The organism is Aliidiomarina taiwanensis, from assembly GCF_003987015.1.
Taxonomy (GTDB): Bacteria; Pseudomonadota; Gammaproteobacteria; order Enterobacterales; family Alteromonadaceae; genus Aliidiomarina; species Aliidiomarina taiwanensis.
Genome location: NZ_PIPQ01000005.1, coordinates 73322 through 96821 on the forward strand (window position 1 = coordinate 73322; position 23500 = coordinate 96821).

Consider the following 23500-nt stretch of genomic DNA (forward strand, 5'->3'; position numbering starts at 1 on the left):
TTGCTTTCATGCCTACCCGCGGCGGCTTTTATAGTTTATGCACATAATTTATATTCACAGCGCCATCCTGCGCCGACGAATACATTTCCACACTGATATAGTTAGGCGAGCCCGAGGTATAGCTAACTTCGACTGTTTCATTGTCTTGCCAGGCAAGCGCTACTATAGTGCGGCACTCCGTATTAAAAACATATTTTCGCTTGTCGTTAACCGCTTCTAGCTCTGATTCTGACTTAAGTATGGCTACTTTCTGGTAGCAATAACCTGCAGCACCACCCCCCATGTCTTTGTATGACACTGCTATAAATTCATTGTTAGGTGAATGAATGACATCTGCTACTTGTATCATCCCCTTGTCTAACAACCATGGAGAAAACAAGAGAAATAAGACACCCAATCCTAATAACGTCATCAGCCCAACAAAAGCTAAAATATTCCTTAAAATTCCAAACAAAGCCACCTCCATCTATTCATTCTTTTTATAGCACACGCACTGCAACCAAATTCACCAAGCCACATTGTTATTTAATTGTTAAACATACTATGACATTAACTTTCGCTTTTTTGAAGCGGCTACAAACCTGCGCCCTAAAAAGCACAACAAACGCAGCAGCAGCTCGATACCAAGAGCAATGAAGAAGCCCACCCCTAAACCAAAACCAACCGCCACCGGGTTTAGCTGCACTGTGTAAGTGTAATTACTTCGTACTTCTTCGCCGACATCTGGCACAGGTGCAAACAGAGCTTGTTGGTATGCCGAGAAGAAACTACTTCGAAACGCTGCCAAGTTGGCTTTTAACATCACATTGCGTGCATAAATGGTTTCAATACTACTGCCACCGTCGTGAAAAACCGCGTCATCACTCGCTTTATAGTGGGCAATTAAGCGCTCTAAATTTCCTTCAAAGAACTTGTCAGCATCGGCTTGAAACTCTTGCAGGGCAAACTGCGACTCCAATACATGGGCTTCTAGGCTCTTTCCATACTGGTCTACAAATCCGGGAACCTGCACGCCCGCCAAAGCACAACCAAGAAAAACCAGCAGTCTGATATATGAAAAGACAATATTCATTTGCACCTCCACAAAGGTTACTTGGGTGTCACAGTGACTAAACAGCGAAAGAAGTTGGTATTAACTCAAACATACGTAAGTTCAAGAAAGATAGCGAGCGTTCACAGATTGCATTATTTTTACACAAGGAACGCAGCGCTTGTTCAAGCGTTTCCACAAAAAGCCCAAGTCAGGTTGTCGGTTTTACCGAATCAGGGCAGGCTTCATTTTATGCAATGAAATATCAGTTTAGACAAACGGCGAAGCATGCGGCCATGTCCATGACGAAGTCGTTAACCGGTTTATTAGCAGAAACATTTGTGGCCGAAGGTCAGTTAGATGACAACGCACGCATCGAAACACTAATAACTGAACTTAAACAGAGTGCATTTAGCTCAGCAACTGTTCGCCAAGTCATGAATATGACAACGGCTTTAGATTACAGCGAAAACTATGCCGACCCCAACGCAGACATTTGGGTTTACTCCAAGGCAGCAAGCCCGCTTCCTAAGCCTGCGGACTACACTGGGCCAAATGGCTACTTTGAATATTTACAAACAGTCCAGAAAAAAGGGCAACACGGCGAAGCCTTTGGTTATCGAACCATAAACTCTGACGCCCTTGGATGGATTATTTCACGCGTAACCGGCAAAAGTGTCAGCCGGCTTTTTCTGCCGTTGCTCAGTACTTGCTTGAAAAGGGAACAGAGTAATAAAAAAATACGCCCGGCTAAGCTCATTGGTTTAGTCGGGCGTTATCGCTTACTTGCTAGGCTCGGGAATGCGTACCCAGCCTTCCATCAGCACCCGCGCACTGCGGCTCATAATGGCTTTTTCGACGACCCAGGTGCCGTCCTTTTGCGTGGCTTCGGCGCCGACACGCAAGGTACCAGACGGGTGGCCAAAGTTTACAAAACTGCGTTCGCCACCCCCTGCTGCCACATTCACCAAGGTGCCCGGAATAGCGGCAGCCGTGCCAATGGCAACAGCAGCAGTCCCCATCATGGCGTGGTGCAATTTGCCCATCGACAAAGCTCGCACCAGCAAGTCAATCTCGTTGGCGGCTATCTGTTTGCCACTCGACGAGGTATAGCTTGCTGGCGGGGCCACAAAGGCTATTTTCGGCGTATGTTGACGAGCTTCCGCTTCTTTAATGTCGCTGATCAACCCCATTTTTACGGCACCATAGGCACGAATGGTTTCAAACATCGCCAACGCTTTCGCGTCTTCATTAATAGCTTCTTGCAGCTCGGTGCCTGTATAGCCAATATCCGCTGCATTCACGAATATGGTGGGAATACCTGCATTGATTAGGGTGGCCTTAAAAGTACCAACACCGGGCACATCTAAGTCATCGACTAAGTGACCCGTAGGGAACATAGCCCCTTCACCATCGGCCGGGTCCACAAACTCAATGGGGACTTCCGCAGCAGGAAAGGTCACACCGTCGAGTTCGAAGTCTCCGGTTTCTTGCACCTGGCCATTCGCTATTGGCACATGAGCAATAATGGTTTTTTTAATATTGGCCTGCCAAATGCGCACCACAGCTGTGCCATTTTCAGGCACTCGGCTGGGGTCCACTAGGCCAGCGGACACCGCAAAGGAGCCCACCGCCGACGTTAAGTTACCGCAATTGCCACTCCAGTCGATGAAGGGCTTATCAATGGCCACTTGGCCAAATAAGTAGTCTACATCGTGCTCTGGTTGGCTGCTTTGCGACAAAATCACCGTTTTACTGGTACTTGATGTAGCGCCGCCCATGCCGTCAGTGTGCTTACCGTACGGATCTGGGCTACCTATAACCCGTAACAACAGAGCGTCACGTGCTGCGCCAGGCTTCTGGGCGGCCGCGGGCAAGTCGTCCAAACGGAAGAAGACCCCTTTACTGGTACCGCCACGCATATAAGTGGCGGCTATTTTTATCTGAGGTTTATGTGTCATATGTGTTTACGCCTTAAGCATTTGCTTCAAGAAAGTCTTGCGCAAAACGCTGCAACACACCGCCCGCATTGAAAATACTGACTTCTTCTTCCGTATCTAAGCGGCATTTCACAGGCACTTTCACCACGTCACCGTTCGCTCGGTTGATCACCAAGGTAAGGGTTGCACCTGCGTTTGGTGTCCCTTCAATATCAAATACCTCGGTACCGTCAATTTCCAGGGTTTTGCGGGTTGTGCCCGGTTCAAACTCAACGGGTAACACGCCCATACCAATTAAGTTAGTCCGGTGAATACGCTCAAAGCCTTCCGCAGCAATTACTTCTACCCCGGCTAGGCGAACACCTTTAGCGGCCCAGTCACGAGACGAACCCTGACCATAGTCAGCACCCGCGACAATAATAAGGGGCTGCTTGGCTGCCATGTAGTGCTCAATGGCTTCCCACATACGCACCACCTTGCCTTCGGGTTCAATGCGTGCCAGCGAACCTTGTTTTACATTCCCAGCCTCGTCCAACACCATTTCATTAAACAGTTTCGGGTTTGCAAAGGTGGCACGCTGTGCCGTCAAGTGGTCGCCGCGGTGCGTCGCGTAGGAGTTAAAGTCTTCTTCCGGCACACCCATAGAAGCCAGGTACTCACCTGCTGCACTATCCAGCATAATGGCATTCGAAGGCGACAAGTGGTCCGTTGTAATGTTGTCACCTAAAACGGCCAATGGGCGCATGCCCTTCATTTCGCCTTTGTCCGCTAGTGCGCCTTCCCAATATGGTGGGCGGCGAATATAGGTGCTGTTCGGACGCCAGTCGTACAAGGGGTTCACATGCTCACCGTAGTCCACGGTTAAGTCGAACATAGGCTCGTACACTTTCCGGAACTGCTCTGGCTTCACGCTGGCTTTCACAATGGCGTCAATTTCTTCGTCCTTCGGCCAAATGTCTTTTAGCGTAATCGGGTTGCCTTGCTCGTCAAAGCCCAGTGGGTCTTTTTCAATATCAAAGCGAATCGTACCCGCAATAGCATAAGCAACCACCAAGGGTGGCGACGCCAAGAACGCATTTTTCGCGTGCGGGTGAATACGCCCGTCGAAATTTCGGTTACCCGAAAGAACCGCCGTGGCATATAAGTCACGGTCTATAATTTCTTGCTGAATTTTCGGGTCTAAGGCACCACTCATACCATTACAAGTAGTACAGGCGTAGCCCACCAAACCAAAGCCTAGCTTTTCAAGCTCTGGCATAAGGTTGGCGTCTTCTAAATACATGGTCACGGTTTTTGAACCCGGGGCCAAGGAAGTTTTCACCCAAGGCTTGCGCGTTAAGCCTAGCTTATTTGCATTGCGCGCAATTAAGCCCGCAGCCACCATGTTGCGTGGGTTACTGGTGTTGGTACAGCTGGTAATAGCAGCAAGAATACAAGCGCCGTCAGGCATCAGGCCTTCTTCATTCTCGACTTCACCTGAAATACCCCGTGCAGCTAGCTCCGACGAAGGCAAGAGCGCATGCGGGTTCGACGGCCCCGCCAAGCTTCGCGTTACCTTGCTCATGTCAAAGGTAAGCACCCGCTCGTATTCAGCTTGCTTCATCTCGCTGGCCCACAAGCCGGTATGCTTCGCAAAGGCTTCCACTAAAGCAACTTGGTCGTCGTCGCGGCCCGTTAGCTTCAAGTAGTCAATGGTTTGCTCGTCAATGTAGAACATGGCCGCAGTGGCGCCGTATTCAGGTGTCATATTGGAAATGGTGGCGCGGTCTCCCACCGTCAGTGCGTCTGCACCTTCACCATAAAACTCCAAGTAAGCACCCACAACGCGCTCACGGCGAAGAAACTCGGTCAGCGACAGTACTAAGTCTGTGCCTGTAATACCTGGCTTCAATTTGCCTTTTAGTTCAACACCGACAATGTCTGGCAAGCGCATATACGAAGCACGGCCAAGCATAACGCTTTCCGCTTCTAAGCCACCTACGCCCACAGAAATAACACCTAAGGCGTCTACCATAGGCGTATGGCTATCGGTTCCGACACAGGTGTCTGGGAAGGCTACGTTGTCGCGTACTTGCACCACAGGCGACATTTTTTCCAGGTTTATCTGGTGCATAATGCCGTTGCCCGGTGGAATTACATCTACGTTTTTAAAGGCGGTTTTAATCCAGTTAATAAAGTGGAAGCGGTCGTCGTTACGACGATCTTCAATCGCACGGTTCTTCTCAAAGGCGTCCTTTTCAAAGCCCGCATGCTCAACGGCCAGCGAATGGTCCACAATAAGCTGGGTTGGCACCACAGGGTTTACCTTCGCCGGGTCGCCGCCTTTTTCAGCAATAGCGTCACGCAGTCCTGCTAAGTCCACAAAGGCGGTTTGGCCTAGAATGTCATGGCACACAACTCGTGCTGGGTACCATGGGAAGTCTAGGTCGCGTTTGCGCTCAATAAACTGCTTTAACTGGTCGGTCAGTTGCGCCGAGTCGCCCCGGCGTAGTAACTGTTCTGCCAATATTTTCGACGTATAGGGCAGTTTGTCGTAGGCTCCGGGCTGAATATCTTCAATCGCTTGGCGCGTATCGAAGTATTCAAGCGTTGTGCCTGGTAATTTTTTTCGATAGTTGGTGGTCATATTATCGCTCATCAATGTTAGGAACTGGACGCGGCTCTGGCCCAATGTAGTCCGCGCTTGGGCGAATAATGCGGTTATTAGCACGCTGCTCTTTAACGTGTGCGGTCCAACCGGTCACCCGTGACATCACGAATATCGGTGTGAATAATTTGGTTGGAATGCCCATGTAGTGGTAGGCCGAGGCATGGAAAAAGTCTGCGTTCGGGAATAGTTTCTTCTCGCGCCACATCACTTCTTCACAACGTACCGACACGTCGTACAGCAAGCTATCGCCAAATTCGTTGGCAAGCTTCTCAGACCAGGCTTTAATCACCGCGTTACGCGGGTCAAACTCGCTGTATACCGCATGACCAAAGCCCATAATCAGCTCTTTGCGCTCTAGCATGCCCATCATGGTTTCTTCTGCGTGATCAGCCGACTTCATGCCTTCAATCAGTTCCATAGCGGCTTCGTTCGCACCCCCATGCAGAGGGCCTCGTAGCGAACCAATCGCAGCCGTCACACAGGAATGAATATCCGAAAGTGTTGAAGCACATACACGTGCGGTAAAGGTAGACGCATTAAACTCATGCTCTGCATACAGAATAAGCGAGGTGTTCATCACATCAATATGCAGCTGCGACGGAGCCTTGTCGTGCAACATATGCAAGAAGTGGGCACCAATGGAGTCGTCATCGGTTTCCGTTTCAATGCGTACTCCGTCGTGGCTAAAGCGGTACCAGTACAACAGAATGCTTGGGAACGCCGCTAACATACGCTCAATTTTGCTGTCCGCTTGGCTAAAGTCAGTTTCAGGCTCAATGTTGCCTAAAAACGAACAGCCCGTGCGCAACACATCCATTGGGTGTGCGTCCGCTGGAATGCGCTCAAGCACATCTTTTAATTCCTGAGGTAAGCCACGCTGCGACTTCAAACGTGCTTTATAATCAGCTAGTTGTTGTTTGTTCGGTAGCTCGCCATTGGCAAGTAAGTAAGCCACTTCTTCAAAGCTTACTTTTTCAGCTAGCTCAGAAATATCATAACCGTAGTAAGTTAAGCCTGAACCGCTTTTACCTACAGTACATAATGCGGTTTCGCCCGCTACCTGTCCGCGCAGTCCTGCGCCTGTTAATTTTTTACCTGTCATTTTAAATTCCTCTTTCCTTTTATTTTTATATTTATTTTTTAGTAAATAATTGGTCGAGCTTTTCTTCAAATGCGTGGTAGTTCAAAAAGTCGTACAGCTCCATACGCGTTTGCATATGTTCAATCGAGTCTTTCTGATCACCTTTTTCTAAAATGTTTTCATATACACCTAGTGCTGCCTTGTTCATGGCACGGAAAGCACTCAGTGGGTACAGCACCATGCCAACGCCAACATCGGCCAGCTCTGTTTTATTAAACAGGGGAGTCGCACCAAACTCGGTAATATTAGCCAATACCGGTACATTCAAGGCTTTGGTGAAGGCTTCATATTGTTCAAGGGTATGTACGGCTTCCGCAAAAATAGCATCGGCTCCCGCTTCCACACAGGCTTGCGACCGCTCAATAGCTGCTTCCAACCCTTCCTGCTGCAATGCGTCGGTACGCGCCATAATGAGAAACTGGTCATCTGTCCGGGCGTCTACAGCCGCTTTCACCCGGTCGACCATTTCTGCTTGCGTCACAATTTCTTTGTTCGGGCGGTGGCCACAACGCTTCTGCGCCACTTGGTCTTCAATATGAAAGCCAGCCGCGCCAGCACGGGTCATGTCTTTTACGGTACGAGCAATGTTAAATGCACCGCCCCAGCCTGTGTCTGCGTCAACCAGTAGGGGTAAGTCCGTCGCACCGGTAATACGGCGAATGTCTTCACACACATCATTCAGCGAGGTCATACCTAAGTCGGGTAAACCAAAAGAAGCATTCGCCACACCCGCTCCAGACAAGTATAGCGCTTTGTGCCCAACCCGCTCGGCCATCATGGCGGTGTACGCATTAATGGTGCCTACAATTTGCAGCGGTTGTTCGCTTGCTATGGCTTGGCGTAATTTCGCGCCGGCACTGGTTACCTGTGTCATATTTGTTCCTCGTTATTTTTAAGTGTTAATTCAATATTGTGGCGCGACGCACTAATGTGGCGTCGCATTAATAAGTCGGCTAGCTCGCCGTCGCGGTTGGCAATGGCGTGTAAAATGGCTTTATGCTCGTCAAAGGCCCGTGAAACACGGGGCCCGTTCATACCTAACTGCACTCGGTACATACGAACCAAAAAATACAGCTCGTCGCATAAAATATTAATAAGGTAAGGGTTTTTGCTGCCCAAAATAATGCGGTAATGGAAGTCCAAGTCGCCCGCTTCTTGGTAATAACTTTCCCCATCACGCACCCGTTGCGTGCTTAAATGTTTGTCTAGCAGGGCCTGCATTTGCTCAATTTCTTCGTCGGACATTTGCTCCGCCGCTAAACGGCAGGCTAGGCCTTCCAACTCTTCACGCAGTTGATATAAAGAAACCAGCCCATCAACCGAAAGCTTCACCACTCGCGCACCCACATTCGGTAAGCGTTCAATTAAGTGGCACCGCTCTAGGCGGGCTAAGGCTTCACGCAGCGGGGCCCGGCTCACATGAAAGCGCCGAGCAAGATCAGGCTCACTTATTTTGCTGCCAGGGGGCAAGTCGCCTTCAACAATGGCGCGCTGTATTTCCAGCAAAACGCGGTCGGAAGCCGTGACAGCAGCTTTCAAGGTCGGGCTTTGTGTAAGTGCGTATGCAGGCATAATTGTCGACACCTTGAGAGTGAAGCTCCATATTAAAGCCTTATTTAATGCTTTTCAACCAAACCAAACACAGGATTGTCGACACATTCTGCCAATCCCCAATAGCTTGCGTTAGATCAACACCCTAGCGCCCACTCATTCGTTAAAATGCAGCCACGGTATTCATTCACTTTGTAGTACGAGATTTATATGACATCCCCTGAGCTGCTTTCCCCTGCCGGAAGTTTAAAAGCCATGCGCTTAGCCTTTGCTTACGGTGCCGATGCTGTTTATGCAGGCCAGCCACGCTTTAGCTTGCGCGTGCGCAACAATAGCTTCACTTTAGAAACCCTTGAGCAAGGCATTAACGAAGCCCACGCCCTGGGCAAAAAGTTCTATCTGGTGTGCAACATTGCCCCTCATAACAGCAAGCTCACACACTTTGTCGACAAAATAGCTCCGGTTATTGCGCTCAACCCAGACGCACTTATTGTGTCCGACCCAGGCATTATTTATTTGCTGCGTGAACACTTCCCCCACGTGCCGCTGCACTTGTCTGTGCAAGCCAACACAGTGAACTGGGCGGCCGTGAAGTTTTGGCACCAACTGGGGGTTGAACGGGTTATTCTTTCTCGTGAGCTTGGGCTGGAAGAGATTCGTGAAATTCGTGAAAAAGTACCCGAAATGGAAATTGAAATCTTTGTGCATGGTGCTTTATGCATGGCCTATTCAGGCCGGTGCTTGCTGTCCGGTTACTTCAATAAACGCGACCCAAACCAAGGTGCTTGCACCAATGCCTGCCGCTGGGAGTATAAAGTAACCCCTGCCACAGAAGACGCCGTGGGCCAGCTTAATCCATTACCGCTACACGATGCCGTTATGCTAGAAGAGCCCCAGCGCCCTGGCGAGTACATGCCCATGTTTGAAGACTTGCATGGCACTTATATTATGAATTCAAAGGACTTGCGGGCCATTCAACATGTACAAGCACTTACTGAAATGGGCGTACATTCGTTGAAAATAGAAGGCCGTACCAAGTCGCCTTACTATGTGGCGCGCACTGCTCAAGTGTACCGCACCGCCATTGACGACGCCGTGGCAGGCAAACCTTTTAACCCGGCACTCTTAACCGAGCTGGACGGTATGGCCAACCGCGGTTTTACCGAGGGTTTTTTACGCCGTCATATACGCCCAGAAGAAATGCAAAATTACGCCACCAGCCACAGCACTGGCCAGCAGCAATTAGTGGGTGAACTCATGGCGGCAGAAAAGAAAGAAGCACTCCAGTGGCTTCAGGTTGAGGTGAAAAACCGTTTCTCCGTAGGCGACACGCTGGTGCTTATGACACCGCAGGGCAATACCCGCTTTCAATTAGAAAACATGCAAGACAAAGAGCACGCCAGCATATCGCTCGCGCCTGGCTCTGGCCATCAGGTGTGGATACCAGCGCCTGTGCAGCTACCTACCGAACAGCTGTCCTACGCTATGCTGATGCGCGAAGAGCAGCAAACGCCTGACAGTCAGGAGCAACCCATTCCTTTTTACGAGGTAAGCTAATGTCCTTACAAATTACCGAAGACTGCATTAATTGCGACTTATGTGTGCCCGAGTGCCCAAACGACGCCATCGCTATGGGCGACGAAATATACGAAATAAATCCCGACTTATGCACCGAGTGCGAAGGGTTTTACGACGAGCCACAATGTATTCCCGTGTGCCCCGTCGACAGTATTATTCCGCTGAGTTAGGCCAAGCTGCTGCTAATTCAAAACTGCGGCGGCGCGCTTGATGGTCGTAGGCGTGGCATGTCAGCATAATTTCGTCTACGGCTGTGGCCTGCACGAACTTGTCTAAGTACGCATGGGTTTGTTCCGCAGTACCGCTTGCTGTGTATTTCAGTGCATGGTTTGCGGCGGCTAAAGCAGCAGGGTCTACTTGTTGCTCTATGTTTTCCACAGGCGCCTGTAACGGGCCTGGGTTGCCCTGCCGCAGCGCGATAAATTGAAGCTGCATAGAGCTTTTCATATAGTTTGCTTCTGCTTCCGTGTCGGCGGCAAACACATTCACCGCGGCCATGGTATAAGGCTGCTTTAAGTATTTTGAAGGCTGGAAGTTTTGGTGGTAAGCCTGCAACGCCACCTGCAAATAGTCTGGCGCAAAGTGCGAGGCAAATGCATAAGGCAAGCCTAAGTGAGCTGCCAGCTGCGCCCCAAACAAACTGGACCCTAAAATCCACACGGGTACCTGACTGCCTGCACCGGGTATGGCTTTTATTTTTTGCCCTGCTGTGGGCTCATCTAAGTACATTAAGAGTTCTTGCACGTCTTGCGGAAAGCTTTCTGCGCTTTCTGGCGCTCTGCGTAACGCCCGCAAGGTTGCCTGATCACTACCCGGCGCCCGCCCTAGTCCCAAGTCGACTCTGCCTGGGTACAGCGCCTCCAAGGTACCAAACTGCTCTGCCGTAATCAGCGGCGCATGGTTTGGCAGCATAATACCGCCAGCTCCCACTCGAATATGCGACGTTTGACTTGCCACATAGCCTAAGGCCACGGCGGTCGCGGCACTGGCGATACCGGTCATATTGTGGTGCTCTGCCATCCAAAACCTGTGATAACCCAAGGCTTCACAGTGTTGAGCGAGATCCCCAGAGTTCAACAACGACTCCCGGGCCGTACCACCTTCATTAATTGGCGCAAGGTCGAGCACTGATAACTTGGTCATAATTCTCCTGCTTACTTAAAACTAACAAATACAGCCGTGTTACGTATGGTTTGCGTTAAGAAACGCAAAGCGGGGCATGCTTTTCCCAGCCACCTCTACCGACTCGGTGAACATGTCGTAGGGGCGTACCCATAAACCACTGTCGCCCTCTAAAGGCCGGTATAGCACAAGCCACTCCTCAGTTTCCGAGTGGCGCACCACGTCTAGCACTTCGTATTTGTTGCCCTTGTAATGCTGGTAAATACCTTTTGTTAAGTTCATTTTTACCCTTGTAAAACAGCTGTAAACCCCATGAAATTCAAGCGAAGGTGCTCCACACTTTGACCTGTAATCACTGAGGCCATAAAAGGAGAGCCCTTATGAAACACGTAACATTAACGTCAGTTGCTATTGCAGTTAGTCTATTTGCTACCGGTGTTCATGCCGCAACGGATGCACTTCCCCAAGAAGCCGTAGTGGAAGCTCAAGCCATGCCAGAGCAAAGCGCGAACGAACAAGCCACTTTAGGTACCATTGCAGACATTACTTCGCAAGAAAGTACCTTTGCCACCTTGGTCAAGGCGCTTGAAGCCGTTCAGCTCGACTCGCTTCTTGCCGATGGCGGTCCGTACACTGTTTTCGCCCCGTCGAACAATGCGTTTGACGCTTTACCAGAAGGCACCTTAGAGTACTTATTAGACCCAGCCAACGCTGAAGACTTAAAAGCGGTGCTAGCCTACCACATCGTCGATGAAAGCCTAACCAGCACCGAGCTTACCGAAACCCAAAAGCAACAGCCAACGGTTGAGGGAACCGAGCTCACCATTACCCCAAGTGAGCATGGTGTTCAGGTAAACGAAGCCAACATTGTGGCGGCCGACATTCAGGCCAGCAACGGTGTGATACACATTATTGACTCAGTGCTTATTCCAGCCGAGCTAGCCAATGTAGTGGAAGTTGCTTTAAATAGCCAATAGTGTGTTCTATCCCTTAAGCTTGACACCCAAGCCGCCCTTTCGGGCGGCTTTTTTATTACACCACTTCCACCATTTCCTGACTGCGTAAAAAGTAGAATGCGAGCAACAACATAGCCACAGGGAACAAAACCACATTAAACACACTCAACACGACCGTTATTTGAAACAGGGAAATAATAATTAAAAGCCCCGCAAACACTTTTAACACGGCGGTGACACTGCGGCCACTTCGTAGCAACGAGACACTCAGCATCAGTGCAAACACTGCATACACAAACAGCACCGCTAGGGCGACAAAGGCCGTGTTCATGAGCACTAGGTCTATCATGCCTTCGGCTATGCCCGCCCCAAATAACGCTAGAAACACATCCACCAGCACCGTTGCTTGAAATACCCCCACAGCCACCGCCATGAGCAACAAGGCCAGCCTTGCCGTTTCAAGGTTCAACTTGTCTGCCAGCAAGCGGCGCAAACTGAGGTACAGGTATATTTCCAAAACTCCAATAAAAACAAACAAAGCGTCACTTAATCCCAGCGTGGTTAGGTCGTGGCGAAATTGCTGTACAAAGTCTGCCGTGCCCATAAAGGCAGTTCCCCAGTACCAAGGGTACAGAATAGCCAGCACAACAGCGGCAATGGCGGGTAATCCGTAGGTATTCGTTGTCATTTTATTCTCCTACATATTCGAGTATGTCGCCTGGCTGACACTCCAACACCTGGCAAATGGCAGCTAAGGTACTAAAGCGAATGGCTTTTACCTTGCCGTTTTTTAATAGCGAAAGATTCGTCATCGACACCCCGACTTGCTCTGACAGCTCCGTCAGGGACAGTTTCTTTTTCGCCATTTCAATATCAAGATTAATTCGAATGTTCATAAAACAAACACTAGTCGCTTATTTAGCGTATATCAATAATTATTTTATGTTTATCGTAAATTACTTTTGTCGTGATAATATTAGATCTCTCTTATATAATAAGTTTCACCCTACTCAATCCCTGTTATAAGAGCGCCACCGCCATGTCGATCTACGCCGATGAAAAAAAGAACGTTGCCATTTTAGTCATAAGCCAACTGCTGTTTATGGTGGCCACTATCACCGTCACCACCCTTAGTGGCGTCATCGGTCAAGAGCTCAGTCCCAACCCAAACCTTGCCACCTTGCCTATCTCCTTAATGATGATCGGCTCTTTACTTACTACCTTGCCCGCTTCCCTTTATATGAAGCGCGTTGGTAGGCGGCGGGGCTTTATTACAGGTGCTGCTGTTGGGGGAGTTGGCGGGGCCGCCTTAAGTGTGTATGCCATTGCCAGCGCTTCGTTTCTGCTGTTTTGTCTTGGCAATATGCTCATTGGCTTTTACCAAGGGTTTGCTATGTACTACCGCTTTGCTGCGGCCGATGTTGCAAGCCCTACTTTCCGTACCCGAGCTATGTCCTTTGTCATGGCCGCAGGACTCGTAGCTGCGTTTCTTGGTCCCTGGAACGCAAGCAGCATGGTGCAACTAATCCCCTCCCTACCAAATGCGGGGCCATTCGTGATGATCATGGTATTCACAGCACTTGCTTTACTGCTACTTAGCCAATTACGTGTGCCCGCACCTGGCGAGCCACAACCCAGCGACACCGAACGCCCCATAAAAACCATCGTGCGTCAGCCTACTTTTTTAGTGGCTTTGCTTTCCGGCACCGTTGGCTACACGGTCATGGCTTTGGTGATGACCGCCACCCCCCTTGCCCTGCGCGCTCGCGGGTACGACATGGGAGATGTGGCCTTTATTATTCAATGGCATGTGCTGGGCATGTTTGCACCTTCATTTTTCACCGGCAGCCTCATTAACCGATTCGGCGTCGACCGCGTTGTACTCGCCGGTGTCGTGGTGTTTATTGGCTCCATCGCCATTGCGGTTGCCGGCGAAACCTTAACCCACTTTTGGTTTAGCCTGGTGCTTCTTGGCGTTGGCTGGAACTTCCTGTTTATCAGTGGCAGTGCGCTGGTGGCCACTACCCACACAGAAGCTGAACGCGGTAAGGTACAAGGGGCCAACGACCTGATTGTATTCAGTTTTTCCGCGGCCGGCTCGCTTTTAGCTGGCAGCCTATTACACAGCTTAGGATGGGCAACATTAAACTTGGCCATGTTACCTGCCATTGTATTGGTCGCTGTGGTCACCTGGAGCTGGCAATTCAAACGGCGCCGTCATAGCCGGGTTAGTGAAAACCACTAATTGTTCGCCTACTTTTACAACTCCCCCCTGCGGGAAAAACAGGTAGCCTATATAAATCAATAACTTACAAACTGGCACAAGCCTTGCTCAGTCTATGGCACGAACACACCATATTCTTTCACTGCCTATACTGAGGTTTATTATGAAATACATTCTGTCCATTACACTCTCTGCCTTGCTCTTTGTGGCCATGCCTAGTTTCGCAAATAGCAAGTCGGTTGAACACGCCCTGTCGTTCTCGGGTATTGAACATGTTGAATTAAAGCATTCTGTGGGGAATGTGCGCATTGTACACGCAGAAAATGCTTCGCAAGCCCAACTAACCGGCACCATTAAAGGCAATTCAAATGGCTGGTTTAGACGTTCTGAAGACATCAGCAATGCCGACTTTGAAATTACCACAGACGGCGACACCCTGCGCATTACGTTCGACCAAGACAACGCCGCAGCCGACTTGGTCCTCACCATACCGCCGGTTGCCAGCTTGTCGATAAAGCTCGGTGTTGGCGACCTGCAAGCAGCCCTTACTAGCGACAACACGCGTATTAAGCTCGGCGTAGGCAATGCAGAGCTCACCGCTCAACTCGCAGATGTTGGCAATGTCACTTTAGCCACGGGTGTAGGCGACACCCATGTGTCTGGCACCGCAAACCAAACCACTAGCCGCGCCATTGTCACGTCAGACACCCAAGCTATGGGCATGGGCAGCAGCCTTGTTGAAGTAAAAGTTGGTGTAGGCAACGCCAATTTAAAGCTCATGCAATAAGTTGAATTTAATTTTTTGCCTTCCGTTGTTGTGGTAGCATTCTGGAACTAACAATAATGACAACCTACTGGAACAACTATGGCTTACGATTTTGGCTCGTCCGGGTTAGGCATTGCTAACCCGTTTAAAAAAGAAGGCTTCATTCGCTTTATTAGCGGCACCCTTATTTCCTTACTTGGCGTGTACGCGCTTCTACAAGTCACCTCGTTTATTGAAGAACAACTCCTCACTGCTTGGATTTATGCCGCAGCCGGCTTTTTGCTGTTAGTAACAGGCTTACGCCGCTGTGGTAGCGGCCTGATGCAAATGTTTAAGTTTTTTGTTGGCCGCTCGGTGCCTTCATCGTTAGCCATGAACCTCACCAAGAGTGAACGAGAAAACGCCAAACTAGAAGCCCAAAAAGGCTCACTGGCCTATAGCAGCAGTACGCTTGAGTCCATGCTGATGGGCCGCAAAAACGCAACCTTCACCGAGCCACAAGGTTGGATGGGCCGCCTGGTTCATTCCGTGTTCCCGCGTTTAGTGTTTATGCCCTACCCCATTCGCAACGTGGTGCAGCAAGTGTTCTCCGCCGTTACCACCACCATTATTGCCATGCTGGCCTTTGCGCTCACTTACTTTGTGGCCTCCAGTGGTTTAACCGGAACGGCAGGACATATTATTATTCCAGCCTTTTCCGTATTGTTGCTGCTTTATTTAGTTGCGGCCTGGCGTAAAGCCGCCGTTAGCGTGCGCTTAGATCAGGTAAAAACCATGCAAAGCGCGAATGCAGCCAGCGTCGCTAAAATTATTGCCTTCTCCATTGTCTTTCCCGTACTGATTGGGTTTGGCTACCATTCTTTTGTAAACAACTTAAGCCCACAAGACCTCGCGCAGCTAGCTGAATATACCGCCGGCATGACGTCGTTTAGCGCATGGCCCTTATTCTTGCTTATGCTTACCCTCGCCGCCGTTACCACGGGGCTAGTACTCACCTTGGTGAAGCACAGAGCCAACCTCATTAACACCAGCACCGAAGTTGCTGAGTACCGAGAAAACCTACAAGAGTCGGTGCACCCAAACGAGATATTCATCAATATTGAGAATATTGTGCTGGCAAACCGTCGTTATAAAGAAGTGCCCAACCGAACCTATATCGACTTTAATCCGCGTTTAAACGAGCAAAGCCAAGGCAAAGGCGACTTTTCCGGTGAGCTGCTTATTGAAACCCAGCCTGCCTACGCTAAACACCAAGACCAACCGGCTTTTGCAGCAACACGCCTTGCTGCCACTGTGCTGGCTCAGGTATTCATGGTGGCCGCAGCGCTGCTGTTTTTAGCCTTAACCAGCAAAGTGGTCGACGTTCACGCCTTTATTACCAGCTACAGCTTCGACAACTTAAACGAACAAAGCTTCCAAACCATGCTCAATGAAGGCTCTGCAGTTCTCTTTGGCGCTATCACCACCTTGTTTGCCTTCCTTATCGTTTCCATGATGGGCCGCTTACTAGAAGGCTTCACCCATGTGTTTTGGGCCGAATTACAATTCAATTCATTGCTGATGTACATGAAAACGGAAGGTACTTTTACCGAGTCGAAAATTTCTACCGGTATGTCCATACACGACTCAACCCGCAGCGAAAACGTTATTGTGAAGTCGTCCATTACCCCATGGATTGTTAGCTCGCGCATTACCACCAGCACCTTTGCTAGCAGTGGGCAGAATAACGTGGAAATGCCGCGGTACGTCATGTCGATGCACAAAAACCAAGACGAGCTTGATATCATGGTACAAGAGATACGTGACTTCTTGCGCGGCCGGGAAACCATTGCCGGGTTTACCAACACCAAGGACTTACAGCAAGCCGAAAACATTTTGCGGGTAAACCAAGCCTCACGTGGCCAAACCGACGGCAGCGCCTCGCTTACGCATAAGCAAGACGAAGAAGCCGCGGGTTACTTGCGTAATCAACAAGAGTCTTCAAATGAAGACCAGCCAGGCGAGCAAAGCTAATTTGCTCATTTCCATGAAAAAAAGGGGCTGGTATAGCCCCTTTTTCAATAACCAGAAAAGAGTTTCATCATGCAGCGTTTAGTCAGTGAACGATTAAAATCCGATTGGCAATCACTTGTGCAAGAACAGCATGCCCCGCATTTAAACATTATTACCTCGCTTGTCGAACAGCACAGTGCAGAGCTTGCCCGCTACTTCTATGCCAATATGCTGAGCGATGACGATGCATCTACCTTTTTATCTCACGACGAAGTAAAGCAACGGCTCAGCAAGTCGCTTCAACGCTGGCTTATTAACCTCTTTCAAGTGCCCGAAAACTACGACTTAGACGCAACTTTGCAGCAGCAAGTGAAAGTAGGCGAAGTACATGCTCGCATTAAATTACCAATTCATTTAGTGCTTCGCGGTGCCCGCTGCCTGAAAAAACATTTTGCCGAACTGCTTCAGGAGCAAGCGCTTGACCCTGCCACACAGGTCGCTTGTTTTCAGCTGTACAGTGACCTCATTGATATTGCCATGGAGCTCATGAGCCTTGCTTATACCACCTCGACCGAGGCGGGTGTGCGCTCGGAAGAAATTTATCGCATGTACTCCATTGCGCAAAACTCAGCCGCAGAGCGCGAGCGGCAAAAGGCAGCCCTACTTAATTGGGAAAACAAGCTGATGTTTCAGCATACCTTTGGTAGTGAAAGCGGCCAGCCTTCCGCTTTACGCTTGTGCGAATTCGGCCTCTGGTTTCATCACAAAGGCGCGCACGCCTTTGCCGACTACAAAGAAACCAAACTCATTGAGCAAGCCATTACCGAAATCGACAGTCGATTAGGCTTCGTTTTAAGTGAACAACAAAGCCCTACGGAAAAGCTAGAAGCGCTTCGCTTTATTCGCAGCCAAACCCAAGCCATTCAATTTCATCTCGACGAGCTTTTCACCCGCAGCAGTGAAATGGACCATGGCCGCGATGTACTTACACACCTATTAAACCGAAAGTTTTTACCAACGGTTATGATGCGTCAAATAGCGCACGCACGAGCGCATAATAGTAGGTTCGCCGCTGTTATCATTGACCTCGACTACTTTAAGTCCATCAATGACGAATTTGGCCATGAAGCCGGCGACTCCGTTTTACAGCAAGTCAGTCAACTACTTATGAGTGCTTGCCGAAGCAGCGACTTTGTTTTTCGCATGGGTGGAGAAGAGTTTTTAGTGGTCCTCGTCGACATAGAAGAAGAGGCCGCATTCCAAGTAGCAGAAAAGCTACGTAAGCTCGTCGCAAAAGAAAAAATTCACCTACCTGAAAATAAAACAACCAAGGTGACAGCAAGTCTTGGCTTAACTCTGTATTCCGGCCATCCTGACTATCAAGTGATCTTGCGAGAAGCAGACAAAGCCCTTTACCAGGCAAAAAACAACGGACGTAACTCAACGGTTATTTATTCAAAGGAGCTTAACTAACACAATGAGCATAAACTGGGTGTTACTTATTATCGGAGGCCTGTTTGAAACAGGCTTTGCGGTTAGTTTAGGGAAAGCACAAGGCGCCACCGGCAAAGCCTTAGCTTTTTGGCTGTGCACCTTCGCTGTTTGTGTTGCTATTAGCATGTACCTGCTGTTTAAAGCCATGGGCGGCGAAAAAGCCATACCTGTTGGCACCGCCTATGCCGTGTGGGGCGCCATTGGCGCCATCGGCACGGTTATCTCAGGCATTCTTTGGTTCCACGAGCCCGTTACCTTCTGGCGCATGTTTTTCTTAAGCACCCTTATTATTTCCGTGGTGGGGTTGCAGGTGGTGAGTTCTTAGTGGAAAAGACGACACCTCGGCCATCATAGAAAGAACGAAGCTTTTTATGGCGGTGCTTGAAAATAAACCGGTAAACAGGCGCTAGAAAGAATGCCAGCGTGACAGCATGCAAGGGTGAATATCCAGCGCTTCGGCAACGCTTTTCTCCCTGGCCAGAGTTATCGATACATGTCCACTGATTCGGGGGAAGCCCAAGTCCGACAACATTGCCTTGTTATGCCAGCCGTGTTCCATTGGGTAGCTCCATATCAACTGTTGACAGAACTACAGAACCATCTGGACGATGCAGACCAGTCACTAAACACTCAGACATAATGGGGCCAATTTGTTTTGGTGGGAAATTTACTACTGCTAGCACCTGCTTGCCGAGAAGTTCTTCTTTTGCATATAGAGCAGTGAGCTGAGCACTAGACTTTTTAAGACCGATCTCTTGCCCAAAATCCACCTTTAATTTGAAAGCAGGCCGACGAGCCTCTGGGAAGTCTTCGACATCAACAATGGTTCCAACGCGGATATCGACTTTTTGAAAGTCACCCCAATCAATATGTTCCATAATTCACCTTGAGTATTTTTTGTACATAACGCCCGAAATAACCGGCGTGCTTTAGCTCGTCCGGCGCCGCAGGCGCGTAATTCATTGACTTGTTATGTTTCATCCACACCGAGCTCAGAGGCTTTCAATAACTGACTGCTGCGACGAACAGTTAGAATATCCACCTGATTTGTGATGCTATAGATAACTCGGTAAGATCCAAACACCACTTCTCGAATACGCTGCAAACGCACCTCAGGGACGACTCGCCCACTCTCCGGAAATTCAGCTAAGCGATCGACGCAAGAAAATAAACCATCAACCCAGTGTAACGCCGCGCTCGCCTTATCTTCGGCAATGTATTGAGCGATACTTTCTACGCGCTCTAGCGCAAGCGGAGACCAAACTACCTTCATTGAGCTAGCTTACTTAAAATGCGTGATTTCGCATCTTCATGAGAAATTCCGGCACCATTAGCGATTTGCTCTTCAGCGCGGTAAACCTCTTCGAGCACTTCCAAGCGCTCTTGCATCTTTTCGTACTCGTGAACATCAACGAGTACTGCAACCCCGCGGCCACGCTGTGTTAGTACCATTGGGCGCCGCGTCTCATGGATTTGCTTCACAAATTTTGCAACTCCGGCCCGAAATTCAGATAGAGGTCGAATATCTTCGTCTACACGTACTCTTGTCATTGGCATCACCTATGTACAACTCAATGTACTTACAAATGTACGTTACAATATAGAATTTCGCAAGAAAAGGATTGCCTAAGCAAAACGCAGAGCGCACGATGGCAACAGAACAACTATCATCAACAAAAATAGAATTAGCAGTAACATTGATTGAGGCTTGTTGTCGCCTAACACGTCTATAGCCCATCCATAATATTTGAAACTGGAATTAAACCGACGGCGATGCGATCTTCGTCTGTCACCACCTCAGCTCTAGCCTTTATTATCTCACCGTCTAATTTTAAAGCGTACCGGTCAAAATCATGTACCGAAGAGTATTCCAAATAGCGATTGTAGGTAGCGACCAAAAGCCAGTTAACATTAGAATGCCCTAGTTCGCGGGCGCGTCTCGCAAGAAAATGAGCCAACAAGTGATTTTCAGTACCCATACTTCGCAATGTATCGCCAACGTGTTCAAGATTTGTGTGCTGCAAGATTACCGCTGCATGGTAAAAGTCGTTTGCTGTTACAAGCTCTCCCCTAGATAGCGCTATAAACACCAGCAAACGTCTGTTCATTTCATCGGCGAATTTAGGAAACTTACCTTGTTGAAAGTTTTCTTCCGAACGCGACGCTTGATCTTCTTCTAGAGCTCGTTTCACCGACTGGTTATCTATCGACTGAAATGCTGTGACAATTGCGGGAGTAAATAGCAGAAGGCTACAAATAAGTGCATAAGCTTTCATCTTAATTCCTTGAAACATAACGCCTCAAACACTGGCGCAGCATTTATGCGTCCGTTGCAACTGCTTGTTATGGCGTGCTGCCAGCCTCATTTTCGGTCCTTCAATCTCCGGTAAGCCTTCCCTTTCTCTCGTTTACCAACGACAAGGACATAGATGACTAGCTCCTCATCCACCACTTCGTAAACCAAACGGTAGCCCGCTGATCGTAGTTTGATTTTGTACACGGAGCTGTAGCCTCCAAGCTTCGCCGAAGGCACTCTTGGATTAATAAGGCGCTCCTCAAGCTTCTTCTTGAACTGACTTTTTACAGGAGCGCTCAGTTTCTTCCATTCCTTCAGTGCTGAGGGTACAAATTTCAGCTTATAAGTCATCCAGTGACACCGCGATGGCTTCTGCGCGCTCACCACGGCGCTCTTCGACCAGCTTGCCCAGTTCGTAATCCTCAATCATTTCCATAATTGCTTCATACGTATCTGCAGGTATGAGGTATGCAGCAGGCTTGTTATGGTTCAGAACAGCAATCGGGGAACCACTGGCCTGGGACAGCAATGATGATGGATTTTTCTTTAATTCTGAGATGCTTACAGAGAAATCTGCTAATACTTGGCGCATACAAGCCTCATTAATGACCTAAATATTGGTCATATTTTAGGTCATTTAAATGAGTCTGGCAAGAGGCAAATTGAGCCATAACGCCCAATTCATGCGCCGGTTATACCGGACGCATGCAATTGATTGTTAGAAGGTGAACTAGCAGGCGCCTGAATGGTTAACTGCAGACCAAGCGCTTTAGCAACTTTAGCTACAGTAGCAAAGGTAGGGTTACCTTCTGGTGATAATGCCTTATACAGCCCTTCCCGTGTCAGTCCTGCATCCCTCGCAAGCTGACTCATATTTTGCGCGCGAGCGACAACACTTAAAGCATGAACAATAAATGCCGGATCGTCACCGGCCTCTTCAATGCATGCCTCAAGATAAAGCTGGACATCTTCTTGGGTTTTAAGATGTTCTGCTGAGTCCCAACGTTTAGTTTTAACATTCATAGCCTATACCTCTAATTGCTTCGCAATTTCTTTGGCTTTAGCGATATCTGCTTGTTGAGAGCTTTTATCACCACCTGAAAGTAAAATCACAACAACAGGCCCCTTTTGAACAAAGTAGACTCGGTATCCTGACCCGTAGAAGATGCGGAGCTCGCTTATACCATCACCTACTGGTGCTACGTCCCCAAAGTGTCCCATCTCCACGCGATCGATACGCGCCTGAATCCTCGCTTTCGCTCTGCGATCCTTGAGAGATTTAAACCATCTGGAGAACGCTGTTGTTGTTCGGATTTCAATCATGTGTGAACTATAGTTAACGAATATTACCCTGTCAACTATGGTTAACAGACAAATAGTGTATAACTGAACCTTCTAACATTTATATACTAGGCATGCATGGTGTATTAAGAGCGTAAAACACGCTGAAAAGCTTATGCCAAAAGGTCAGTGACTGCGTTCTACTAGTATTTCACTTGCTACAAACCATGCATGCGCGTTTATCTGGTATAAGCCTGTAAAATATACACGCTTAACTTGCTAATAGGCCTACTCTAAACAGCTTCTGCAAAATGAACAAGTTGTTAATATGCGCGATCGCCTAGCTAAACGAGCAAGAAAATAGCATTTCGATAAGCTAAGTTTATGCATAGGTATAATAATTAACAATGGAGGTTGATTTGGCTACACCTAGCCCATTCATGGAAATGTTGCGTAATGAAATGCGTCTACGTGGATACTCATTGCGGACAGAAAAGTCTTACCTATATTGGATTAGGCAATTTATTCGGTTTTATAAAATGAAGCACCCAATAGATATGGGGGCAAACGAAGTAAGGGATTTTTGACCTGGCTTGCGGTTGAACGCCTCGTAGCTGTCAACACGCAGAAAGTAGCTTTGAATGCTCTCGTTTTTATGTATCACAAAGTGTTAAAAATTGAGCTTGGGGAGTTAGATTTTAAGTTAGCACAAAAACAACGGCGTTTACCGATTGTTCTCACTGCTGAAGAGATACTAAAAATATTGAAGCACCTAGAGGGCAGGAATCGTGTAATTATCGAAATGCTTTATGGCAGTGGACTTAGGGTTAGCGAGTGCCTTGGGCTTAGAGTACAGGATATCTGTTTAACAACTTGCTCAGTAACTGTGCGTGACGGTAAGGGTAATAAGGACAGGCAAACATTATTGAGCCAAAACTTAATCGAACCCTTAACAAATTTAATCAGTGAGGCACTTGTTATTCAAAGGGGAGACAACGAAAGAGGTGTTGGCCCGTCTATGCCGTTTGCTCTTGCAAAGAAGTACCCCAGAGCATTTAAAACTCCAGGATGGATGTTTGTTTTTCCGTCCTCTAAGTTATGCGCTCATCCGATTACAGGCGAGCTGTGCCGGCATCATTTACATGACAGTGTTGTGCGTAAAGCGCTGAAGCCAGCTGTAGTGAAAGCAGCAGTACACAAAAAAGTGAACTGCCATACATTTAGGCATTCGTTTGCTACCCATTTGCTTCAAAACGGCTGTGATATCCGCACGGTGCAAGAGCTACTCGGCCATAACGATGTAAGTACTACTCAAATATACACACACGTCATTGGCCAACATTATGCTGGCACCATGAGCCCTTTAGATCGTTTAAAAGGGGCAACATAATTTTAATTATGCTTTTAAGTACCGCACATAATATGACTCGTACTGTGCTCAATATGAACTTGCTTAACCCCTACAAGCTAGATAAGCTG

At 48.6% G+C, this 23500-nt stretch carries 27 protein-coding genes and 2 pseudogenes; 10 read left to right on the forward strand and 19 right to left on the reverse strand.

Translation table 11 applies throughout. From position 1 onward, the window contains the following. Positions 1-28 precede the first annotated feature (28 nt). Positions 29-454 (reverse strand): hypothetical protein, encoded by a 426-nt coding sequence (locus CWE15_RS08720; protein ID WP_126757707.1) that lies wholly within the window; start codon positions 452-454, stop codon positions 29-31. 87 nt (positions 455-541) lie between these two features. Beyond that, the gene (locus CWE15_RS08725) at positions 542-1072 is read right to left on the reverse strand and encodes a DUF2937 family protein (protein WP_126757708.1); all 531 of its coding nucleotides are present in this window, start codon (positions 1070-1072) and stop codon (positions 542-544) included. Between the two features lie 107 nt (positions 1073-1179). Between CWE15_RS08725 and CWE15_RS12045 the strand changes: the two are divergent. Then, a pseudogene (locus CWE15_RS12045) lies at positions 1180-1710 on the forward strand (serine hydrolase); the annotation flags it as partial. A gap of 102 nt (positions 1711-1812) precedes the next feature. Here the strand turns inward: CWE15_RS12045 and prpF are convergent. From prpF to CWE15_RS08755, 5 genes are read right to left on the reverse strand one after another with little or no spacing between them, the layout of a single operon-like run. Next, positions 1813-2991: a 2-methylaconitate cis-trans isomerase PrpF gene (gene prpF / locus CWE15_RS08735; protein WP_126757709.1), complete on the reverse strand. Its 1179-nt coding sequence runs from the start codon at positions 2989-2991 to the stop codon at positions 1813-1815. A 13-nt stretch (positions 2992-3004) separates the two neighbouring features. After that, positions 3005-5596, reverse strand: a complete 2592-nt coding sequence (gene acnD / locus CWE15_RS08740; protein ID WP_126757710.1) for a Fe/S-dependent 2-methylisocitrate dehydratase AcnD — start codon at positions 5594-5596, stop codon at positions 3005-3007. Position 5597: 1 nt separating this feature from the next. Then, entirely contained in the window at positions 5598-6722 is a 1125-nt protein-coding gene (prpC, locus tag CWE15_RS08745) for a bifunctional 2-methylcitrate synthase/citrate synthase (RefSeq protein ID WP_126757711.1), read from the reverse strand. Positions 6723-6753: 31 nt separating this feature from the next. Then, positions 6754-7635, reverse strand: coding sequence for a methylisocitrate lyase (prpB, locus tag CWE15_RS08750; RefSeq protein WP_126757712.1), 882 nt, complete (start codon positions 7633-7635; stop codon positions 6754-6756). Continuing rightward, positions 7632-8333, reverse strand: coding sequence for a GntR family transcriptional regulator (locus CWE15_RS08755; RefSeq protein ID WP_126757713.1), 702 nt, complete (start codon positions 8331-8333; stop codon positions 7632-7634). The genes prpB and CWE15_RS08755 overlap by 4 nt, the downstream gene beginning before the upstream one ends. A 189-nt stretch (positions 8334-8522) precedes the next feature. Between CWE15_RS08755 and trhP the strand changes: the two genes are divergently transcribed. Together trhP and CWE15_RS08765 are read left to right on the forward strand one after the other, a co-directional pair. Beyond that, the gene (gene trhP, locus CWE15_RS08760; RefSeq protein WP_126757714.1) at positions 8523-9869 is read left to right on the forward strand and encodes a prephenate-dependent tRNA uridine(34) hydroxylase TrhP; all 1347 of its coding nucleotides are present in this window, start codon (positions 8523-8525) and stop codon (positions 9867-9869) included. Further along, a complete protein-coding gene (locus CWE15_RS08765) occupies positions 9869-10060 on the forward strand; it encodes a YfhL family 4Fe-4S dicluster ferredoxin (protein WP_126757715.1) in 192 nt (63 codons plus the stop codon). The genes trhP and CWE15_RS08765 overlap by 1 nt, the downstream gene beginning before the upstream one ends. Here CWE15_RS08765 and CWE15_RS08770 read toward each other — a convergent pair. Together CWE15_RS08770 and CWE15_RS08775 are read right to left on the reverse strand one after the other, a co-directional pair. Beyond that, the gene (locus CWE15_RS08770) at positions 10044-11033 is read right to left on the reverse strand and encodes an LLM class flavin-dependent oxidoreductase (RefSeq protein ID WP_126757716.1); all 990 of its coding nucleotides are present in this window, start codon (positions 11031-11033) and stop codon (positions 10044-10046) included. The two genes, CWE15_RS08765 and CWE15_RS08770, sit on opposite strands and share 17 nt — an antisense overlap. A 39-nt stretch (positions 11034-11072) precedes the next feature. Further along, entirely contained in the window at positions 11073-11294 is a 222-nt protein-coding gene (locus tag CWE15_RS08775; protein ID WP_126757717.1) for a DUF1653 domain-containing protein, read from the reverse strand. Between the two features lie 98 nt (positions 11295-11392). On the opposite strand from CWE15_RS08775, the gene CWE15_RS08780 reads away from it, so the two are divergent. Beyond that, positions 11393-11989 carry a fasciclin domain-containing protein gene (locus CWE15_RS08780; protein WP_126757718.1) on the forward strand — a complete coding sequence of 199 codons (597 nt, stop codon included), beginning with the start codon at positions 11393-11395 and terminating at the stop codon, positions 11987-11989. 55 nt (positions 11990-12044) lie between these two features. On the opposite strand, the gene CWE15_RS08785 is transcribed toward CWE15_RS08780, so the two are convergent. Together CWE15_RS08785 and CWE15_RS08790 are read right to left on the reverse strand one after the other, a co-directional pair. Then, the gene (locus CWE15_RS08785) at positions 12045-12656 is read right to left on the reverse strand and encodes a hypothetical protein (protein WP_126757719.1); all 612 of its coding nucleotides are present in this window, start codon (positions 12654-12656) and stop codon (positions 12045-12047) included. Between the two features lies 1 nt (position 12657). Next, a complete protein-coding gene (locus CWE15_RS08790) occupies positions 12658-12864 on the reverse strand; it encodes a helix-turn-helix domain-containing protein (RefSeq protein ID WP_126757720.1) in 207 nt (68 codons plus the stop codon). 143 nt (positions 12865-13007) lie between these two features. Here CWE15_RS08790 and CWE15_RS08795 point away from each other — a divergent pair, with 143 nt between their 5' ends. The 5 genes from CWE15_RS08795 (at position 13008) to CWE15_RS08815 (ending at position 18769) form a co-directional block, all read left to right on the forward strand. Next, the gene (locus CWE15_RS08795) at positions 13008-14213 is read left to right on the forward strand and encodes an MFS transporter (protein ID WP_126757721.1); all 1206 of its coding nucleotides are present in this window, start codon (positions 13008-13010) and stop codon (positions 14211-14213) included. Between the two features lie 142 nt (positions 14214-14355). Beyond that, on the forward strand, positions 14356-14979 hold the full coding sequence (locus tag CWE15_RS08800; RefSeq protein ID WP_126757722.1) for a hypothetical protein: 624 nt from the start codon (positions 14356-14358) through the stop codon (positions 14977-14979). A gap of 78 nt (positions 14980-15057) precedes the next feature. Next, complete coding sequence (locus CWE15_RS08805; RefSeq protein WP_126757723.1) at positions 15058-16971, forward strand: hypothetical protein; 1914 nt, start codon at positions 15058-15060, stop codon at positions 16969-16971. A gap of 69 nt (positions 16972-17040) precedes the next feature. Continuing rightward, positions 17041-18423, forward strand: a complete 1383-nt coding sequence (locus CWE15_RS08810) for a diguanylate cyclase (protein ID WP_126757724.1) — start codon at positions 17041-17043, stop codon at positions 18421-18423. Positions 18424-18427: 4 nt separating this feature from the next. Continuing rightward, on the forward strand, positions 18428-18769 hold the full coding sequence (locus CWE15_RS08815) for a DMT family transporter (RefSeq protein ID WP_198675001.1): 342 nt from the start codon (positions 18428-18430) through the stop codon (positions 18767-18769). Between the two features lie 214 nt (positions 18770-18983). Here CWE15_RS08815 and CWE15_RS08820 read toward each other — a convergent pair whose 3' ends face one another. The 8 genes from CWE15_RS08820 to CWE15_RS08855 form a co-directional block, all read right to left on the reverse strand. Next, positions 18984-19322, reverse strand: coding sequence for a tRNA-binding protein (locus tag CWE15_RS08820; RefSeq protein WP_126757725.1), 339 nt, complete (start codon positions 19320-19322; stop codon positions 18984-18986). A 92-nt stretch (positions 19323-19414) separates the two neighbouring features. Beyond that, a complete protein-coding gene (locus CWE15_RS08825; protein ID WP_092592437.1) occupies positions 19415-19717 on the reverse strand; it encodes a type II toxin-antitoxin system RelE/ParE family toxin in 303 nt (100 codons plus the stop codon). Continuing rightward, complete coding sequence (locus CWE15_RS08830; RefSeq protein ID WP_126757726.1) at positions 19714-19995, reverse strand: type II toxin-antitoxin system Phd/YefM family antitoxin; 282 nt, start codon at positions 19993-19995, stop codon at positions 19714-19716. Before CWE15_RS08830 ends, CWE15_RS08825 begins: the two co-directional genes overlap by 4 nt. Positions 19996-20171: 176 nt before the next feature. Further along, positions 20172-20720, reverse strand: coding sequence for a hypothetical protein (locus CWE15_RS08835; RefSeq protein WP_126757727.1), 549 nt, complete (start codon positions 20718-20720; stop codon positions 20172-20174). 86 nt (positions 20721-20806) lie between these two features. Beyond that, a complete protein-coding gene (locus CWE15_RS08840) occupies positions 20807-21091 on the reverse strand; it encodes a type II toxin-antitoxin system RelE family toxin (protein ID WP_126757728.1) in 285 nt (94 codons plus the stop codon). After that, the gene (locus CWE15_RS08845; protein ID WP_044629029.1) at positions 21081-21332 is read right to left on the reverse strand and encodes a type II toxin-antitoxin system Phd/YefM family antitoxin; all 252 of its coding nucleotides are present in this window, start codon (positions 21330-21332) and stop codon (positions 21081-21083) included. The genes CWE15_RS08840 and CWE15_RS08845 overlap by 11 nt, the downstream gene beginning before the upstream one ends. 89 nt (positions 21333-21421) lie before the next feature. Further along, on the reverse strand, positions 21422-21763 hold the full coding sequence (locus CWE15_RS08850) for an addiction module antidote protein (protein WP_126757729.1): 342 nt from the start codon (positions 21761-21763) through the stop codon (positions 21422-21424). Positions 21764-21766: 3 nt separating this feature from the next. Further along, positions 21767-22063: a type II toxin-antitoxin system RelE/ParE family toxin gene (locus tag CWE15_RS08855; protein ID WP_126757730.1), complete on the reverse strand. Its 297-nt coding sequence runs from the start codon at positions 22061-22063 to the stop codon at positions 21767-21769. A 377-nt stretch (positions 22064-22440) separates the two neighbouring features. Between CWE15_RS08855 and CWE15_RS08860 the strand changes: the two are divergent. Beyond that, positions 22441-23411: pseudogene (locus CWE15_RS08860) on the forward strand (integron integrase). Positions 23412-23500 lie beyond the last annotated feature (89 nt).

What these genes read in the sequence shown, in the direction of transcription:
- CWE15_RS08725 (WP_126757708.1), bottom strand. Translation starts at nt 1,072, where the DNA reads ATGAATATTGTCTTTTCATATATCAGACTGCTGGTTTTTCTTGGTTGT.
- prpF (WP_126757709.1), bottom strand. Translation starts at nt 2,991, where the DNA reads ATGACACATAAACCTCAGATAAAAATAGCCGCCACTTATATGCGTGGC.
- acnD (WP_126757710.1), bottom strand. Translation starts at nt 5,596, where the DNA reads ATGACCACCAACTATCGAAAAAAATTACCAGGCACAACGCTTGAATAC.
- prpC (WP_126757711.1), bottom strand. Translation starts at nt 6,722, where the DNA reads ATGACAGGTAAAAAATTAACAGGCGCAGGACTGCGCGGACAGGTAGCG.
- prpB (WP_126757712.1), bottom strand. Translation starts at nt 7,635, where the DNA reads ATGACACAGGTAACCAGTGCCGGCGCGAAATTACGCCAAGCCATAGCA.
- CWE15_RS08755 (WP_126757713.1), bottom strand. Translation starts at nt 8,333, where the DNA reads ATGCCTGCATACGCACTTACACAAAGCCCGACCTTGAAAGCTGCTGTC.
- trhP (WP_126757714.1), top strand. Translation starts at nt 8,523, where the DNA reads ATGACATCCCCTGAGCTGCTTTCCCCTGCCGGAAGTTTAAAAGCCATG.
- CWE15_RS08765 (WP_126757715.1), top strand. Translation starts at nt 9,869, where the DNA reads ATGTCCTTACAAATTACCGAAGACTGCATTAATTGCGACTTATGTGTG.
- CWE15_RS08770 (WP_126757716.1), bottom strand. Translation starts at nt 11,033, where the DNA reads ATGACCAAGTTATCAGTGCTCGACCTTGCGCCAATTAATGAAGGTGGT.
- CWE15_RS08775 (WP_126757717.1), bottom strand. Translation starts at nt 11,294, where the DNA reads ATGAACTTAACAAAAGGTATTTACCAGCATTACAAGGGCAACAAATAC.
- CWE15_RS08780 (WP_126757718.1), top strand. Translation starts at nt 11,393, where the DNA reads ATGAAACACGTAACATTAACGTCAGTTGCTATTGCAGTTAGTCTATTT.
- CWE15_RS08785 (WP_126757719.1), bottom strand. Translation starts at nt 12,656, where the DNA reads ATGACAACGAATACCTACGGATTACCCGCCATTGCCGCTGTTGTGCTG.
- CWE15_RS08790 (WP_126757720.1), bottom strand. Translation starts at nt 12,864, where the DNA reads ATGAACATTCGAATTAATCTTGATATTGAAATGGCGAAAAAGAAACTG.
- CWE15_RS08795 (WP_126757721.1), top strand. Translation starts at nt 13,008, where the DNA reads ATGTCGATCTACGCCGATGAAAAAAAGAACGTTGCCATTTTAGTCATA.
- CWE15_RS08800 (WP_126757722.1), top strand. Translation starts at nt 14,356, where the DNA reads ATGAAATACATTCTGTCCATTACACTCTCTGCCTTGCTCTTTGTGGCC.
- CWE15_RS08805 (WP_126757723.1), top strand. Translation starts at nt 15,058, where the DNA reads ATGGCTTACGATTTTGGCTCGTCCGGGTTAGGCATTGCTAACCCGTTT.
- CWE15_RS08810 (WP_126757724.1), top strand. Translation starts at nt 17,041, where the DNA reads ATGCAGCGTTTAGTCAGTGAACGATTAAAATCCGATTGGCAATCACTT.
- CWE15_RS08815 (WP_198675001.1), top strand. Translation starts at nt 18,428, where the DNA reads ATGAGCATAAACTGGGTGTTACTTATTATCGGAGGCCTGTTTGAAACA.
- CWE15_RS08820 (WP_126757725.1), bottom strand. Translation starts at nt 19,322, where the DNA reads ATGGAACATATTGATTGGGGTGACTTTCAAAAAGTCGATATCCGCGTT.
- CWE15_RS08825 (WP_092592437.1), bottom strand. Translation starts at nt 19,717, where the DNA reads ATGAAGGTAGTTTGGTCTCCGCTTGCGCTAGAGCGCGTAGAAAGTATC.
- CWE15_RS08830 (WP_126757726.1), bottom strand. Translation starts at nt 19,995, where the DNA reads ATGACAAGAGTACGTGTAGACGAAGATATTCGACCTCTATCTGAATTT.
- CWE15_RS08835 (WP_126757727.1), bottom strand. Translation starts at nt 20,720, where the DNA reads ATGAAAGCTTATGCACTTATTTGTAGCCTTCTGCTATTTACTCCCGCA.
- CWE15_RS08840 (WP_126757728.1), bottom strand. Translation starts at nt 21,091, where the DNA reads ATGACTTATAAGCTGAAATTTGTACCCTCAGCACTGAAGGAATGGAAG.
- CWE15_RS08845 (WP_044629029.1), bottom strand. Translation starts at nt 21,332, where the DNA reads ATGCGCCAAGTATTAGCAGATTTCTCTGTAAGCATCTCAGAATTAAAG.
- CWE15_RS08850 (WP_126757729.1), bottom strand. Translation starts at nt 21,763, where the DNA reads ATGAATGTTAAAACTAAACGTTGGGACTCAGCAGAACATCTTAAAACC.
- CWE15_RS08855 (WP_126757730.1), bottom strand. Translation starts at nt 22,063, where the DNA reads ATGATTGAAATCCGAACAACAACAGCGTTCTCCAGATGGTTTAAATCT.